Consider the following 15,006-nt stretch of genomic DNA (forward strand, 5'->3'; position numbering starts at 1 on the left):
ACCTCGTTCGCCGTCGGGGGCGGCGGTCCCGCCCGGGGGCTATCCTCGAACGCTCACATCGATGTGATGGTCAAGCCACGAGGTGGAGCGGATGCGCATCGGAGAACTCTCACACCGCACGGGCGCCTCCCGGCGGCTGCTGCGCTACTACGAGGAGCAGGGGCTGATCGCCGCCGACCGCTGCGCGAACGGCTACCGCAGATACGACGAGCGGTTCGTCGACCGGGTGCTCCAGATCAGAGGGCTTCTCGACGCGGGGCTCCCGACCCGGATCATCAAGCAGATCCTGCCCTGCCTGGACCGTCCCCGGACGATCTACTTCCCGGACGCGACACCGGAGATGATCGCCGCCCTGGAGCACGAACGGGACCGGATGACCGAGCGCATCCGGTGTCTGACCCGCAACCGTGACGCGATCAGTTCCTATCTGACCGCGGTACTCGACTACGACCCCGGCGGCAGCGGCGAAACCATCCCTTCATCTGAAGGGATGGAACGCCAACAAACATAGGAACAAGGGTGGTTGAGGCCGGACGGGGTGCCTGTCCTGAGCGCGTCCCGCCCCCGGGGCAGAGCCGCTCCCGAGGCCGCGGCGCGCCCCTGGCCCACGTCGCTCGGCGTCCGGCCCCGGCCCCGGCCCCGGGCGGAACGCGTCGCGCAAGCACACCCCGGCCCGTGACCCGCTCGGTCTCGCGGGCCGCCCGGGGACGCCTTGGCCGGGATTTGTCCGTGGGCTTGCCGTGCTCTGTACGGGTGTTAACGCGCCGCCCACGAAGGTGGGGCAACCGGATTCACTCCACCCCCACCGAGCAGGAGTTCCCATGAAGCGCACCTTCCGTGCCCGCGCGGTGATCGCCACAACGGCCGCCGCGGTCGCTGTCACCACCGCCGTGGCGGTCGGCGTCGCCCAGGCCGGGGACCGGGACGGCAACGCCGGGACCAAGGCCGACAAGCGGGAGATAGCGGCGCTCTTCGGGCAGTGGAACGCGGCCCTGGGGACCGGGAACCCGCAGACGGTCGCCGACCGTTACGCCTCCGACGCGGTGCTGCTCCCCACGGTGTCCCCGGACATCCGCACCAGCCGCACGCAGATCGTCGACTACTTCGAGCACTTCCTCCAGAAGCAGCCCCGGGGCGAGAAGATCCGCTCGGTCATCCACGTCCTGGACGGCGACTCGGCGATCGACACCGGGCTGTACCGCTTCCACCTCACCGACCCCGCCACCCGGAAGGTCTCCCCCGTCGTGGCCCGCTACACGTACCAGTACGAGAAGCGCGGCGGGAAGTGGCTGATCGTCAACCACCACTCCTCGGTGCTCCCGGCCGCGGGCTGAGCCGCAGGCCGATCCGCACACAGAGTCCGCCCCCGGGCGAGTCCCGCAGGGTCACCGTCCCGCCGTCGTCCGTCACCAGCTGCCGGACGACGGCGAGGCCCAGCCCCGTCCCCGAACGGCCGGTCAGCCCCTGGCCGCGCCAGAACCGGTCGAACGCGCGGGACTGCTCGGCCGCGGACATCCCCGGCCCCTGGTCCAGGACTTCCAGCACCGTCGTCTCCGCGCCCGGCGCCGCCAGCCGCACGGTGATGGTGCCGCCGTCGGGAGAGACCTCCAGCGCGTTGGAGAGCACATTGTCCAGCACCTGGTCGAGGTTGCCGGGCCCGGCCAGCACATGCGGGCGCTCGTCGGCGCTGCCGACGAGCACGATCCGCACCCCTCGCTCGTCGGCGGCCGGACGCCAGACACTCAGCCGCTCGGCGACCAGTTCGCGCAGGGCCAGCGGCTCCGGCGCGGACACCTTCGCCTCCGCCCGGGCGAGCACCAGCAGCCCGCTGACCAGCCGGCTCATCCGGACCACCTCGGCGGTGGCCTGCTCCACGTCCTCCCGCACGAACTCGTCGTCCACACCGTCGGCGATGTTGTCCAGCGAGAGCCGCAGCGCGGTCAGCGGGGTGCGGAGCTGGTGCGAGGCGTCGGCGACGAAGATCCGCTGGGCGGCGACCAGGGTGTCGAGACGCTCGGCGCCCTGGTTGAGCGTGCGGGCCAGGGTCTGGGTCTCCCGGGGGCCGGTGATCGGTGAACGGGCGGTCAGATCACCGTCGCTGAAGCGGCTCGCCATGTCGTTGAGCTGCCGGAGCGGCTTGGTGAGCAGCCGGGCCACGATCGTGCCGAGGCCGGCGGCGACCGCCAGCACCCCCACCGCGAGAAAGGCCCGGAAGCCCCAGATCCGCCAGAGCCGGTCGGTGAGGTCCTCCGTCGCGTAACGGATGCGCACGGCGCCGACGATCCGGTCGTCGGACTGGGCGCGCGCCGGCACGGTGACCACCAGCTCCGGGCCCCAGACCAGCCGGCCTCCCCAGTCGGCCGTGGTCCCGCCCTCGCGCAGCGCCCGGGTGAACGCGGGATCGGCCGGCCGGGCGGGCATCCGCAGCGGCGGTACGGCCACGCCGTCGGCGGAGACCACCTCGACCCGGCCGGGCGTCTCGTCCGCGTACGCCTCCGCGACCCTGGCGAGCGCCTGCCGGGCGGGCGCGTCGCCGCCGCCGAGGAGCAGCGCCATGGTGGTGGCCTCGCGCCGCACCGACTCCTCGGTGTCGCCGCGCAGCTGCGCGGTGAGGGTGTAGGCGACGGGGACGGTGAAGGCGGCCAGGGCCACGCCGACCAGGAGGACGTAACTGACGATCAGCCGCCGGATCACGGCGCGCCTCCCTCGTCCGCGCCGGGAGCCGCCCGGGCAGGGCGCTCCCCGGTGGTCACTCGGTCCCCGCGCTCTCGGTGAGCACCAGCCGGAACCCGACGCCGCGCACCGTCTCGATCACCACCGCTCCGGCGAGCTTGCGGCGCAGGGCGGCCACATGCACGTCGAGGGTCTTGGTCGGGCCGAACCAGTTGGCGTCCCAGACCGCCTCCATGATCTGCTCCCGCGACATCAGGGCGCCGGGCTCCTCGGTGAGAAAGGCCAGCAGGTCGTACTCCTTCGGGGTGAGCGCGACCTCCGCCCCGTCCAGCCGGACCCGGGCGGCCTTGCGGTCCAGCAGAAGCCGGGAGCCGTACCGGTCCGGGCCGCCGGCCGCGGCACTCTGCGCGGGCTGGACCCGGCGCATCACCGCGCGAATCCGGGCGATCACCTCACGGACGCCGAAGGGCTTGGAGACATAGTCGTCCGCCCCGATCTCCAGGCCCACCACCCGGTCGGTCTCGTCGCTGCGGGCGCTGATGACGATGATCGGCACATTGCCGCGCCGGCGCAGCTCCCGGCAGACGTCGAGGCCGTCGGTGTCCGGCAGCCCCAGATCCAGCAGCACCAGGTCGTAGGGCTCGGTGACGGCCAGCGCGGCCGTCCCGGTGGAGGCCCATTCCACGGCGAAGCCGTAGCGCAGCAGCCCGCGCCGCAGCGACTCGGCGACGGGCTCGTCGTCCTCCACCAGCAGTACCCGCAATGCATGCACGGATGCACCCTAGTGTGCGGAGGCCGCACCCATGTACGACAAGCCCGTACCCCCGGGGTTCGGGGGTCAGTTCCGGCGGCCGTGCACGAACAGCTGGGGCTCGGCCGCCGCCTCCGGATGGTCCGGGGTGAAGAGGGTGCTCCGCTCCGCGAGGACCTCGAAGCCGGACGCGGCGACCAGGGCGGTGAACTCCCCGGGGCCGAAGCTGGTCAGCCGCACCGGCCGTCCCATGAACACCCCTTCGACGCCCTCCACGTCCAGCGGGACGGTCGCCGCGGCGAGCAGGCCCCCGGGGACCAGCGCCCGGCCGAGCCGCCCCAGGAGCCGGGACTGCTCGTCGCGGTCCATCTGGAGCAGCGAGAAGTAGACACAGACCGCGTCGAAACTCCCCTCTTCCAGGGGAAGTTCACGGATGTCGGCGTGGCGGAAGACGGCGGACGGCACCTGCCGGGTCGCCAGCTCCACCATCACCGGCGACACATCGACACCCAGCACCTCGTGTCCCGCGTCCGCCAGCCGCCGCGCGGTCGGCCGGCCCGTGCCGCTGCCCACGTCCAGGACCCGGCTGTGCGGTGCGAGCCGCTCCAGCAGCCACTCCAGTGAGGCGTGGTGAGCCGGGGAGTCGGCGAAGGCCTGCTCGTACGCGGCGCCCAGGGCGTCGAAGACCTCTGCGGCGGGGGGACGTCGGTCCTCGGCCATCGGCGTGCTTCCTTCCGTTGCCCTGCGAGGGTGGGCATCGTCTCATGATCCGCTCACCGGCGGCCGGGTCCCGGGGGCCCCGGGACCCGCCCGCCGGTGGACCGCGTACCGCCGGGCCGGTGGTGGACCCACCGGGTGCCGGCGGTGCTCCGGGGCGTTCGAATCAGTCGTCGTAGGACAGTCCGTGCCCGATGGGGTAGAGCACTCGGCCGGGATCGTCGGCGCACTGCACGGGTACGGGCAGCTCACCGCGGGGTTCGGCGCGGCCCGCGATCACCCGGGCGGCGGCCCGCAGCTCCACGCTGGTCCAGCAGTAGGTGGCGAGGGACGCTCCCACTCCGTCGAGGTGGGCGATGTCGTAGGGGTTGCGGACGGCGACATGGACGACCGGCACCCCGGTCGCGACCAGCCGCCGGACCAGGGACCGCTGGCCGTCGGCGGCGGCGATGTCGTGGGTCAGGACGACGATCGCGTCCTTGCCCCGGGCGGCGGCGACCGCCGCGTCGGCCCCCCGCTCGTCGGGAGTGATCCCGGTGGGCAGTGCCGTGACGGAGAAGCGCAGCTCGGTGAGGGCATCGGCCAGCGCCGGCAGGGCGCTGAGGCTCTCGTCGTGGGGGAATTTCTCATCGGCGCCGACGACCAGCAGATTCTTCCGGCGCCGCCTGTTCAGAGGCAGCAGTCCCGCCTTGTTGACCAGCAGGGTCGTGGTGTTCTCGGCGATGCGGTCGGCGGTGGCGAGGTGCCCGCGCGTGCCGACCCCGCGGTCCACCGCCGCCTCGGGGACATACGGGTCCCGGAGGAGTCCGAGCTTCTCCTTGAGGCGCAGGATGCGCAGGATCGCCTCGTCCAGGCGGGCCTCGGCGAGTTCGCCGTCCTGTACCGCCCTGAGGACCGCGTTCCACGCGAGCGGCAGGTTGTTCGGGTAGAGGAGCTGGTCCACACCCGCCTTCAGGGCGAGCACGGGCACCCGCTCCTCGCCGTACTTCTGCAGGACGCCCCGCATGTTGAGGGCGTCGCTCACGATGACGCCGTCGTAGCCGAGCTCCTCGCGCAGCACCCCGGTGATGATGGGACGGGAGAGCGTCGCCGGATCGTCGCTCGGGTCGAGCGCGGGCATCTGGAGATGCGCGGTCATGATCGAGTCGACGCCCGCCGCGATGGCCGCGCGGAAGGGCGGGGCGTCGATCCGCTGCCACTCCTCGCGGGTGTGGGTGATCACCGGGAGGCCGAAGTGACTGTCCACCGCCGTGTCGCCATGGCCGGGGAAGTGCTTGGCGACGGCGGAGACACCCACCCGCTGGTACCCCTCGACCTGGGCGGCGACCATCCGCGTCACGGCGCCGGGATCGGCGCCGAAGGAGCGGACGTTGATGACCGGGTTGGCCGGGTTGACATTGACGTCGGCGACCGGGGCGAAGTTCTGCCGGATGCCCATCGCGGCCAGTTCGGTCCCGGCGATCCGGGCGGCGGTGCGGGCGTCGCGCGCCGAGCCGCCCGCGCCCAGGGCCATGGCGGCGGGCAGCTGGGTCGCCGGAGCGCCGATCCGGACGTTCGCGCCGTACTCCTGGTCGATGGAGATCAGCAGCGGCACCCCGGCGGAGGAGTCGAGAGCGGCCCGCTGGAGGCCGTTGGAGAGGCCGGCGATCTGGCGCGGGTTCCAGATGTTCCCCGACCAGACGAAGTAGATGACCCCGCCGAGGTGGAATCTGGCGACCGCCTCGGCGCCGGTGCTGACACCCATCAGCGCCCGGTTGGCCTCGGCGGCCTCGGGTACGGGGTCGGTGGCCGACGCGCCGCAGACGAAGGTGGCGAAGACCTGGCCGACCTTCTCCTCCGCGCTCATCCCCGCGATGAGCCGGCGGAGCCGCGCGTCCCGGGCCCCCGGGCTCTCGGCGGCGGCGGACGGGGTGCTGCCGTGGGCGACGACGGCCGTGGCGGCGGTCGCGGTGGAAGCGGCTATGAGGGTGCGTCTGGAGACACTCCGATGGTGCATGTTCTGCCCTTCCGGCCATGCCTGATATCGAGACAGAGAAGTGTCCGAAACCATTCGGACAGCCGGAAAGGTACTGATGGATCAATGGCCGGGCAAGGGAGTTTTCACCAGGAGGGGAAATAGGGCGGAATGGCCGGAGCTATTTTTAACTGATTCATATATTCCACTTACACTTTCCGGCTTCACCTGAACACCCACGGTGTCGGAGAGCCCCTCCACTCCCCTGGTCCGCGCCCCGAACAAGGGTGCGCCGAGCGGGCATTGGGCGAGTGGGAGAGGCGCCCGCTCGCCCGGCGCGGCCGGCTGTGAAAAGCCCCACGACGCTCCTGCCGGGAGAACCACCGTGCCGGGCGGGAACATGTCGGCGGCGGGATATTCGACAATCGGCGCACTACGGGATTCGGGGCTTGGCGGGCGGGGCCGGGAACGCCCGCCGCGCCCGGGAGAACGGGCGCGGCGGCCGGCCCGGTCCGGTGGGGCCCGGGGGCTGCTCAGCTTCGGGCGGTGGCCCAGGCACGGGCCCTCTCCACCGGGGACACCCCGTACTCCGCCTCGACGGCGCCGGCGATCAGATGGCAGAACAGATAGCGCTGGAGGGGGACGAGACCGAGCCGGGAGAGATGGGCGTAGAGCATGTTGATGGCCAGCCGGTGGGTGAGGAACCACTCGGAGCCGAGGACCTCGGTCGTGTAGCGCCCGGTGCCCAGGAGGACCTCGTGGAAGTCGACGGTGTGGCGCTGGACCATCCCCGGCTCCGGCGCCGCGCCGTCCAGATCGATCTCCCCGCCGGCGATCAGCGGCGCGGCGATCTCCTTCTGCCGCGCGACGAGCCGGAGCCACTCCCGGACGTGCCTCGGCGAACGGTCCTCGTCGACCCGGGCCACCCGGTCGCGGACGAGCGCGCGCAGGGGCGCGGCCTGCCGCTGGTACGCGGCCTCGAACCCCGCCCGGACGCCGTCGCGGTCCTCGCAGTAGGAGCAGAACGCCTCGGCGTGCGAACGGAAGGACATATAGCCGCGGGCGATCGGGGGGACGCTGGTGTGCGCGAAGGCGATCATCAGATCGAGCGCCACCCGGAACAGGCTCAGCTCCCCCCGGCGGATGGCCTCCAGCGTCGGGAACGCCAGCGCCGTGCTCTCGGCGTGGAAGGTGTCGAGGAGATCGATGAGCCGGTCGTCGCGGAGAATGTGACGGCGGTCCTCGTACGGCTCGGTCTGGAGCGTGTTGTCGGGGTACCAGGGACCCAGCGGGCCGTGGTCGCTCTCCCGGACGGCGAGCAGCCGCTGCCGCTCGGTCACGGCGGCCTCGTCGAGGACGGTGGTCGAGGGGTGGTCCCGCAGATGGCGGCCGAGCCTCGCGGTGGCCTCGGGCAGCACCTCCCGCTCCCAGACGTCCGCGTCCGCGCGGAGGTTGAGCCGCAGATGCGGGCCGCGCCGCCAGTGCCGGACGATGTACGGCTGCCGTACCCGGTCGCCCAGATCGGCCAGCAGGGGGCGGACGGCGTCCAGGATGAGGTCGTCCTTGGCCTCGCTGTAGTAGCGGATCTGGATGCTGCGCCAGTCGGTCACGGGCTCTCCCTGAGGTCGAGGAAGGTCATGGCGGTCAGATAGCGCAGATGGGCTTCCTGGGGGCCGGACAGGCCGAGCCGGTTGCAGAGCAGGTGGACACAGCGCAGCAGCAGGATCGTCCTGTCGCCGTGCGGGCCGGCGCCCGGGTGGAAGGACGAGCCGGCGGGCGCTGGACGGAAGCGGCCGGCCGCCTGGAGGGTGCGGATCTCGTGGTGCAGGGTGCGGATCGAGCGCGCCCACGCGCCGGTGAGCCCGTCCGGGGCGGGGTCGGCGGCGATCCGGCGGCAGCGGATGGCCTGGGCGGTCAGCGCGGCGCGCTGGCGGGCGAAGGCCGCCGCCCGCCCGGCCCCGGCCGTGGCGGGGTCGTCCCAGCGGTCGCGGGTGCGCTCCAGCGCCGAGGTGACGCGGTCGTGGTCCGGTTCCCCGGCCGTCAGCGCGAGCATCAGGGAGGCCAGGGCGAAGCCCAGCCGGCGTTCGGGTGCCGCGGTGCGTTCCAGGACCGCCAGGGCGATACGGCTGGAGTCGGTGAAGTGGCGCTCGACGGCGTCGATCGCCTCGGGCCCGCCGAACACCGCGTACTCCGGCCGGTAGGGGATGTCCTCCACACCGTCGGCGAGCCGCAGCCGCCGGTCGTAGTACGGCAGTTCCTCGGCGCGCGCCAGGCTCTCGGCGGTGAGCGCGTAGCGGTCCGGGTCCCAGCGCTCGGTGGTGGGGTGCTCCTCCAGGTGCTTCTCCAGCGCGGCCCTGGCCCGGTCCCGTACGTCGGCGCCGTCGGCGGGGCGCAGCCGCAGCCGCAGATGCGGGCCGCCCTCCCAGTAGCGGAGGAAGAAGAACCGGTCGAGCAGCCGGTCGGCGTCCAGGGAGCGGACCAGGTCGCCGACCGCGCCGACGATCAGCCGGTCGGTGCCGCCCCGGTGGAAGACGTGCAGCGAGGTCCACGCCTCCGCCATCTCAGACCTCCCGCGGGCCGGTCAGCTCGACCACGAACTCGGTGACATGGCGTCCGTGCCCGCCCAGGTCGGTGGCCATGGTGAAATCCGGGAGCTGCTCGTGGAAGACGACGCAGGGGCCGCTGTCGCGGAGCCGGCGGTCGAGCAGCGCGACCAGCGCGGGATTCGCGAGATCCAGATAGGTCGGCTTGGCGAGCCGGGACGTCCGCCAGGGGTCCTCGCACCAGGAGCCGGGGTCCAGGGACGACACGAAGCAGCGGGCCGGGATGGCGTGCTCGGCGAACCACTGGGCGAGGAGCAGCAGATGGGACGCCTCGGACTGGCCCCTGCCGCGACGGGGAACCGCCTCCAGCGGCGCGTACCAGGCGGCGCGGGACACGACCACCCGCCCGACCTCGACCCGGGCGGCGCGGATCACGCCGTCGGGTGTGCGCTCCGGCGGCGGGGAGAAGACGGCCCACGTCGGGACGGTGGTGCTCGGCAGATCGCCGAAGAGCTGGAGCAGCAGCCGGGCGGTGCGGGGCAGGAACAGCGCCGCCATCATCCCGGTGTGCAGGGGGAGCACGCGCCGGTCCGCCGCGTCGAGCAGCAGGAGACGGCCGGTGCCGGGGTCGTGGCGGACGGCCAGGTCCCCCAGCGCCATCCGCTCGGCGGGCGGGCGGCCGGGGACGACCCCGGGGTAGTCGATCTCGTACGCGGCGGCGGGCGAGCGCAGATTGACGTTGGTGCCGAAACTCCCCGAGAACTCGGCGGACACCTCCTCGTCGCCGCCGGCCGTCCGGTTGCCGGGACCGCTCCCCAGCAGGCGGTGCACTCGGCTGCGCATGGCGCCGTGCCCGACGGCCACACCGTTCAGCACCAGCCGTGCCGGATGCGCGGAGACCTGCTGGACGAAGCAGGCCAGGGAGCGCGCCGGCCGTCCCGACCGCCATCGGTCCAGCAGGGCGGGATCGATCCGCACCGTTCCGTCGGGATCGGGCCGCCGCTCGCGCAGGGCGGCCGAGGCCCGGTCCCGGGCCTCCTGGAGCGCGCGCAGCTCCGGGACCGCGCTCGTCTCCTCCGTCGCCCGGTACAGCAGGGCGTGCAGCTCGGCCGCGGGCGTGCCGGGCGGCGCGCCGGCCGTCCACGCGGCGAGCGAGCGGTGGAAGCGCCCGAGGGGGACGACGGCGCCGGGGCCGAACCGCTCGGCGAACAGCTTCCCGGCGAGCAGCCCGGTGGCCGCGCTCCGCTGGAACCCGCCGAGGAACCTCCGGACCGTGTGCAGATCCTCGATCGCCGGGCGCCATGTCTCCTCGCCCAGCAGCGGAACGGGCGAGTCGAAGACGGCGTTCTCGTGGAAGAGGTTCTTGTCCGGCAGCCGGTTCTCCCCGGCCAGCTCCGTCAGGGCCGCCCGGACCCGCTCCTGGACCGCTACCCGGTCGGCGGCGCCGGGGTAGTCGTCCAGGGCCCGGCCGAGGTCCGCCAGCGAGCGGGCGACGGGGTGCGGCGCGAGGGCGGCGGCCAGGTCGGCGGAGGGGCGGAGGGACTGGTCGGCGACGGGTGGATGGATCTCCAGCAGGCCCGGAACGGCCAGCCGTTCCAGCTCCCGGGGCGCGATCCCCAGCCGGTCGCGGATGTCGGCGACCCGGTGCCGGGAGCCGTCGCCCAGGACCTCCAGCAGTCTCCGCAGGCCCTCGGTGGGGACGACGCTGTGGTAGCGGTCCTCGGTCCGGCTGAGGAACCACAGCCGGTGTCCGTCCCCGGCCAGGCTCGGATTGATCCTGACCTCGAAGAGCCCGGCGAGGTCATCGTCGCTCCCGGCGAGGTCGGTGAGGAGCAGCCGCAGGAGCCGGACGTCCGGCTCGACGGCGCCGCGCCACTCCCACGGTCCCGTCCAGCGCGCCGCCTCCGCCTCCGCCCGAGCGTCCCACCGGCCGAGGCCCGTCATCGTGAAGGTGGCGTGCGGGCTGGTCTTGGCGACGACCCGCGCGAGGTACTTGGTGAGGCGCAGCGCGACCTTGGGCGGCGGCGCGGTCCCGGGCGGGGACGCCAGCCAGCGGCGGAGCGCCGCCGACAGCGCGGGACTGGCCTGGAGCAGACCGTGGACGAAGGCGTCGGCGGCGACCCAGCGGCGCAGCGCCTCGTGCGCGGCCCGCCGTTCCCGCTCCAGGACGCCGGGCAGGTCAGCGGTCAGCCGGCCGAGCCGGTCGTGGTCGGCCAGCCACTCCTTCAGCCGGATCGCGAGCGCGGGCTCCAGGGGGAGGGCGAGCAGGGCGGGCGGCGGGCGGCGTGTTCCGTACAGGGCTCTGCGCAGACCCACCAGCCGTGGTCGCAGCGGGCCGGAGGAGAGACCGATCGGGCCTTCGAGGGCCACGGCGAGATCGCGGCCCGCTCGGACGAGCCGGCCGCGATCCGCGATGATCTCCTGGACGGTGTGCCAGGTGGCGGTGCACCTCAGCTCGTCCAGGGCGGAGACGGGCAGGGCGGCGATCCTGGCCACCACGGTCTCATCCGCTCCGGGCCCCCGTGTCACTTCGGTCACCGGCACCCGGCTTCCCCGACTCTCGGGTTCTCAGATCTCAGGCTCAGGTCTCAGGCTCGGGTCTCAGACGAGCCAGCTCTTGCCGGAAGGAGTCCCGGAGGCGCCGATCTCGGTGTTGCCGAGGCCCATCGCCGCGGCCTCCACCAGTCCTTCACCGCCCGGCAGCTCGACCGACACCACATCCAGCTCCCCGAGGTCGAGGTCCCACTGCGTTTCCCTCTCGGCCATCTTGTCCTCCAGACAGGTCGGGCGCGAAACATTCCTATGAGCACAACTAACACGGAGGACGAACCGAGTCCATGGAAGGATTCCCCTTGCCCACAATTGATCGCCACAACAAAGGAATGAATCAGAAAAGCAAATTCTCGGAACGGATTTCTTGCGAACTTCAGTTCTTCTGACGCACATCCGATCGGATATCCGGATGGCGGCGACGGTCCCGCCCCCCGGCCGGGTGCCGGGGGCGGGACCGCCCCCGGCCCCTCCGCTACGTCCGCCGCGCCCGGCGCCGGGTGGTCAGTCCGTAGCAGACGAACAGGACGGCCGTGAAGGCGAGGCCGATCCCCGCCGCCTGGCGCATGTCGGGAACCTCCACCGCGGTGGCGGCGACGGCGAGCACCCCGAGGACGGCCACGATCGCCAGCTTCCCGCCCGCCGGGACGCTGAAGCCGGTGAACTCCTCCGGGTGCGCCGTCCGGTGGCGCCGGAAGGCGATGTACGACGCGAGGATCAGCAGCCACACCAGCAGCACCGCGAAGAGGGCGATCGACATCAGGATGCCGAAGAGACCGCTGACGTCGTAGAAGGCCAGCAGCGCGGCGGCGGCGATGCCCAGCGTCGAGGCGGCCAGGGCGACCGCCGGGACTCCGCGCCGGCTGAGCCTGGCCATCGGCGCCGGGGCCAGACCGTCGCCGCCCAAGGAGTGCAGCAGCCGGGAGGCGCCGTACAGATGGGCGTTGGCGGCGGACATGGCGGCGATGAGGACGACCGCGTTGGTGAGGGTCGCCGCCGCGGGCACACCGACCTCCGAGAAGACCCGCACGAAGGGGCTCGTCTCGACGCTCCCGTCACCGCCCGCCAACGTGCGCCACGGGATCAGCGCGAGCACCAGGGTGATGGAGAGGAGGTAGAAGAAGCTCAGCCGCCAGGCCAGCTGGCGCATCGCGGTACGGATGGTGCGCTGCGGGTCGATCGCCTCGGCGGACGCGATGGCGACGACCTCGAAACCGGCGTACGCGAACATCACCACCGACATGGCCAGCCAGATCGAACTCGCCCCGTGCGGGAGGAAGCCGTCGTCGCCGAGGTTCGCGAAGCCGGTGGCCTCGCTGTCGGGCAGTCCGAAGAAGACCAGCAGGGCGGCGCAGAGGATGAACGCGCAGAGCGCGACCACCTTGATGGTGGAGAGCCAGAACTCGGTGGTGCCGAAGGACTTCACGCTGATGATGTTGACCGCGAGGACCACCGCCGCGATCGCCAGGATCGCCAGCGACATCGGGACCTCGGGCCACCACCACCGGATGTAGAGCGCGGAGGCGACGACCTCCGTCCCGATGACGACCACCGCGCTGAACCAGTACAGATACCGGCTGAGGAACCCGGCCCACGGGCCGAGATAGCGGTGCGCGATGGTGCCGAACGAGCCCTGGACCGGGTGGGCGGCGGACATCTCGCCGAGCAGGACGGCGATGATGGCGACCAGCACCGCGCCGATCGCGTACGAGACGATCACGGCGGGACCGGCGACGGATATCGCGGAGCCGGAGCCGAGGAAGAGCCCGGTGCCGAGCGCGGAGCCCAGTCCGATCATGGTGGTCTGCCGGTGGGTGAGGGAACGGACCAGACCCTCACCGCCGGGCGCCGGTCTGACGCCTCCGGCATCGGAGGAGGTCGGGGAGGACGGGGAGGTCGGGGAGGACGGGGAAGGCGGGGCGGGCGGGGCGGAGTCGCTGGGAGCGGCCATGGCGGTGGTGCCCTTCTGGAGGATGGCGGGGAGCGGGCGAAGGAGGGTCGGGGCTCAGAACTCGCTGGTGCGGAACGGCCGGTCCGGCGCGTCCAGGTCCGGGGTGCCCAGGACCTTGCGCGAGGACAGCGCGTAGATGCCGTGGTTGGTCAGCGTCCAGGCGATGTTGCGGTCCCACTCCACGTAGACGCCGTGGGTCTGGTTGCCGTACGCGTACTCGGGGGTCCCCTGGCCGTGCGCCTTCGGGACGAAGTAGGCGGAGATCTCCGGCGACGCGGGGTCGGAGACATCGAAGAACTGCACGCCCGCGTTGTAGAAGCCGTAGCTCAGCACCCCGGGGGTGTGCCGGCCGGGGTTGGTGTAGTAGCCGGTGCGCTTGGGGCCGAAGCTGCCGCGGCGCTGGCAGTAGTCGGTGATGCCGGCGGCCTTCGGCGGGGTCGGGCGGGGCAGGACGCCGACGACGCGGGGGCGCTTCGGGTCCCGGGCGTCGATCTGGTAGACGTCCTTGTACGGCTCGTAGCAGTCCTCGGTGAGCGGGTAGCCGGAGTAGTAGATCATTCCGGTCCTCTCGTACTGGGAGACGTCGATGTTGTCGCCCTCGGTGCCCGCGACCGAGGCCGGCAGGTCCAGATGGCTGACCGTTCTCATGTCCGAGGGGTTGGAGACGTCCAGCACGGTCAGGCCGTAGCCGCCCATGGCGGCGAAGGCGTAGCGCCCGCCCTTCTCCACGGGCCTGGGGAGGAAGAGCGGCATCCGGGCGCCCATCCAGCTGGTCCGGTTCCCGCAGCGCGGGTTGTCGCGGTACGCGGCGTCCTCGCCGGTCCGCTGGCCCGGCAGGTGCCAGGTGTCGAGGAGCTTCGGGCGGGCCGGGTCGGACATGTCCCAGGACTGGTAGCCGGCCGAGTGCAGATTGGTCGGGTACTCGGTCCCCGACCAGCTGTCGTCCGGCGCCGTGGCGATGAACATGTACTTCTCGCCGGTCCAGTACGGCACGTCGATCGAGCCGGAGCCCTGCTGCGCCCTGGCCGGGTCGCTCCTGAGGGGGTCGGCCTGGGTGGAGTCGGTGGAGACCGTCGACAGCAGCCGCCAGTCCTTCTTGCGCGGCCCGTCCAGCCGGTACACCTTGAACCCCTTGAGACCCGGCTTGGCGCGCACCTTCCGCACGCCCTCGGGGTTGTTGAACTTGTCGCCGGGCGGCTGGTCGGAGAGTTCCGAGATCTGGCGCTTGCTCTCGAAGCTCTGGACCATCACATACGCGTTCAGCTTCCTGTTCCACTGGATGGTGGAGGCGCCCCAGTAGTCGTGCGCGGCCCAGTCGGCGTTCGCCCGGGTCTCGTCGCCGCCCACGTCCCCGCGGCTCAGCCGCTCGACCACCCTGACCTTTCTGACATCGGTGATGTCGTAGACACGGCCCTCGGAGCGGCCGTACTGGAAGAGGTAGCGGCGGCCGTCGAAGTCGACGATGTTCTGCCAGCTGTGGAAGTAGTCGGGGGTGAAGCCCGCTCCCTCGTAGGCGCCTTCGACCTTCATGTTCCTGATGTACGAGCGGGTGTCGTACTCCGCGTTGAGGCCGGGGAAGGGGTGGTTGGACCCCTCGTCGACCGGGGTGAGGGCGGGGTGCCGGAAGCCGCCGTCCAACTGCATGCCGTACGCGCCGGGATCGGCCGGCCCGGGCCGGCGGCCGGCGCACACGTCCACGATGTCCGGGTCGGCGGCCGGGGTGGTGGCGGCGGTGTCCGCGCCGGACACCCCGGGGCTGAGGAGGGTGGCCGTGGTGGCGGCGGCGACCACCGCGGCCAGGGCGGCGTTTCTGCGGAGGGAACGCATCTGACGGTCCTTTCGGAGGAGGAAGGGAGCGGGATGTGCG

The 15,006-nt window shown here is 72.4% G+C and carries 12 protein-coding genes; 2 read left to right on the forward strand and 10 right to left on the reverse strand.

The window, feature by feature from the left end; all coding sequences use genetic code 11:
• Positions 1 to 91: 91 nt before the first annotated feature.
• Together ABT122_RS18320 and ABT122_RS18325 are read left to right on the forward strand one after the other, a co-directional pair.
• The gene (locus ABT122_RS18320; protein ID WP_351552681.1) at positions 92 to 511 is read left to right on the forward strand and encodes a MerR family transcriptional regulator; all 420 of its coding nucleotides are present in this window, start codon (positions 92 to 94) and stop codon (positions 509 to 511) included.
• Between the two features lie 310 nt (positions 512 to 821).
• Entirely contained in the window at positions 822 to 1,334 is a 513-nt protein-coding gene (locus ABT122_RS18325; RefSeq protein ID WP_351552684.1) for an SgcJ/EcaC family oxidoreductase, read from the forward strand.
• Here the strand turns inward: ABT122_RS18325 and ABT122_RS18330 are convergent.
• The 10 genes from ABT122_RS18330 to ABT122_RS18375 form a co-directional block, all read right to left on the reverse strand.
• Positions 1,297 to 2,694, reverse strand: a complete 1,398-nt coding sequence (locus ABT122_RS18330) for a sensor histidine kinase (protein ID WP_351552687.1) — start codon at positions 2,692 to 2,694, stop codon at positions 1,297 to 1,299. The two genes, ABT122_RS18325 and ABT122_RS18330, sit on opposite strands and share 38 nt — an antisense overlap.
• Positions 2,695 to 2,749: 55 nt before the next feature.
• Positions 2,750 to 3,436: a response regulator transcription factor gene (locus tag ABT122_RS18335; RefSeq protein ID WP_351552836.1), complete on the reverse strand. Its 687-nt coding sequence runs from the start codon at positions 3,434 to 3,436 to the stop codon at positions 2,750 to 2,752.
• 75 nt (positions 3,437 to 3,511) lie between these two features.
• Positions 3,512 to 4,144, reverse strand: coding sequence for a class I SAM-dependent methyltransferase (locus ABT122_RS18340; RefSeq protein WP_351552690.1), 633 nt, complete (start codon positions 4,142 to 4,144; stop codon positions 3,512 to 3,514).
• Between the two features lie 163 nt (positions 4,145 to 4,307).
• Positions 4,308 to 6,137, reverse strand: a complete 1,830-nt coding sequence (locus ABT122_RS18345) for a glycoside hydrolase family 3 protein (RefSeq protein WP_351552693.1) — start codon at positions 6,135 to 6,137, stop codon at positions 4,308 to 4,310.
• Between the two features lie 491 nt (positions 6,138 to 6,628).
• Entirely contained in the window at positions 6,629 to 7,705 is a 1,077-nt protein-coding gene (locus ABT122_RS18350) for a thiopeptide maturation pyridine synthase (RefSeq protein ID WP_351552696.1), read from the reverse strand.
• Positions 7,702 to 8,655: a thiopeptide-type bacteriocin biosynthesis protein gene (locus ABT122_RS18355; RefSeq protein ID WP_351552699.1), complete on the reverse strand. Its 954-nt coding sequence runs from the start codon at positions 8,653 to 8,655 to the stop codon at positions 7,702 to 7,704. The genes ABT122_RS18350 and ABT122_RS18355 overlap by 4 nt, the downstream gene beginning before the upstream one ends.
• A gap of 1 nt (position 8,656) precedes the next feature.
• Positions 8,657 to 11,176, reverse strand: coding sequence for a lantibiotic dehydratase family protein (locus ABT122_RS18360; protein ID WP_351552701.1), 2,520 nt, complete (start codon positions 11,174 to 11,176; stop codon positions 8,657 to 8,659).
• A gap of 63 nt (positions 11,177 to 11,239) precedes the next feature.
• On the reverse strand, positions 11,240 to 11,404 hold the full coding sequence (locus ABT122_RS18365) for a hypothetical protein (RefSeq protein WP_351552703.1): 165 nt from the start codon (positions 11,402 to 11,404) through the stop codon (positions 11,240 to 11,242).
• 259 nt (positions 11,405 to 11,663) lie between these two features.
• The gene (locus tag ABT122_RS18370; RefSeq protein ID WP_351552705.1) at positions 11,664 to 13,139 is read right to left on the reverse strand and encodes an amino acid permease; all 1,476 of its coding nucleotides are present in this window, start codon (positions 13,137 to 13,139) and stop codon (positions 11,664 to 11,666) included.
• Between the two features lie 54 nt (positions 13,140 to 13,193).
• On the reverse strand, positions 13,194 to 14,966 hold the full coding sequence (locus ABT122_RS18375) for an LVIVD repeat-containing protein (RefSeq protein ID WP_351552708.1): 1,773 nt from the start codon (positions 14,964 to 14,966) through the stop codon (positions 13,194 to 13,196).
• Positions 14,967 to 15,006 lie beyond the last annotated feature (40 nt).

The sequence above is a fragment of the Streptomyces sp. NPDC001985 genome, from assembly GCF_040296845.1.
GTDB lineage: Bacteria > Actinomycetota > Actinomycetes > Streptomycetales > Streptomycetaceae > Streptomyces.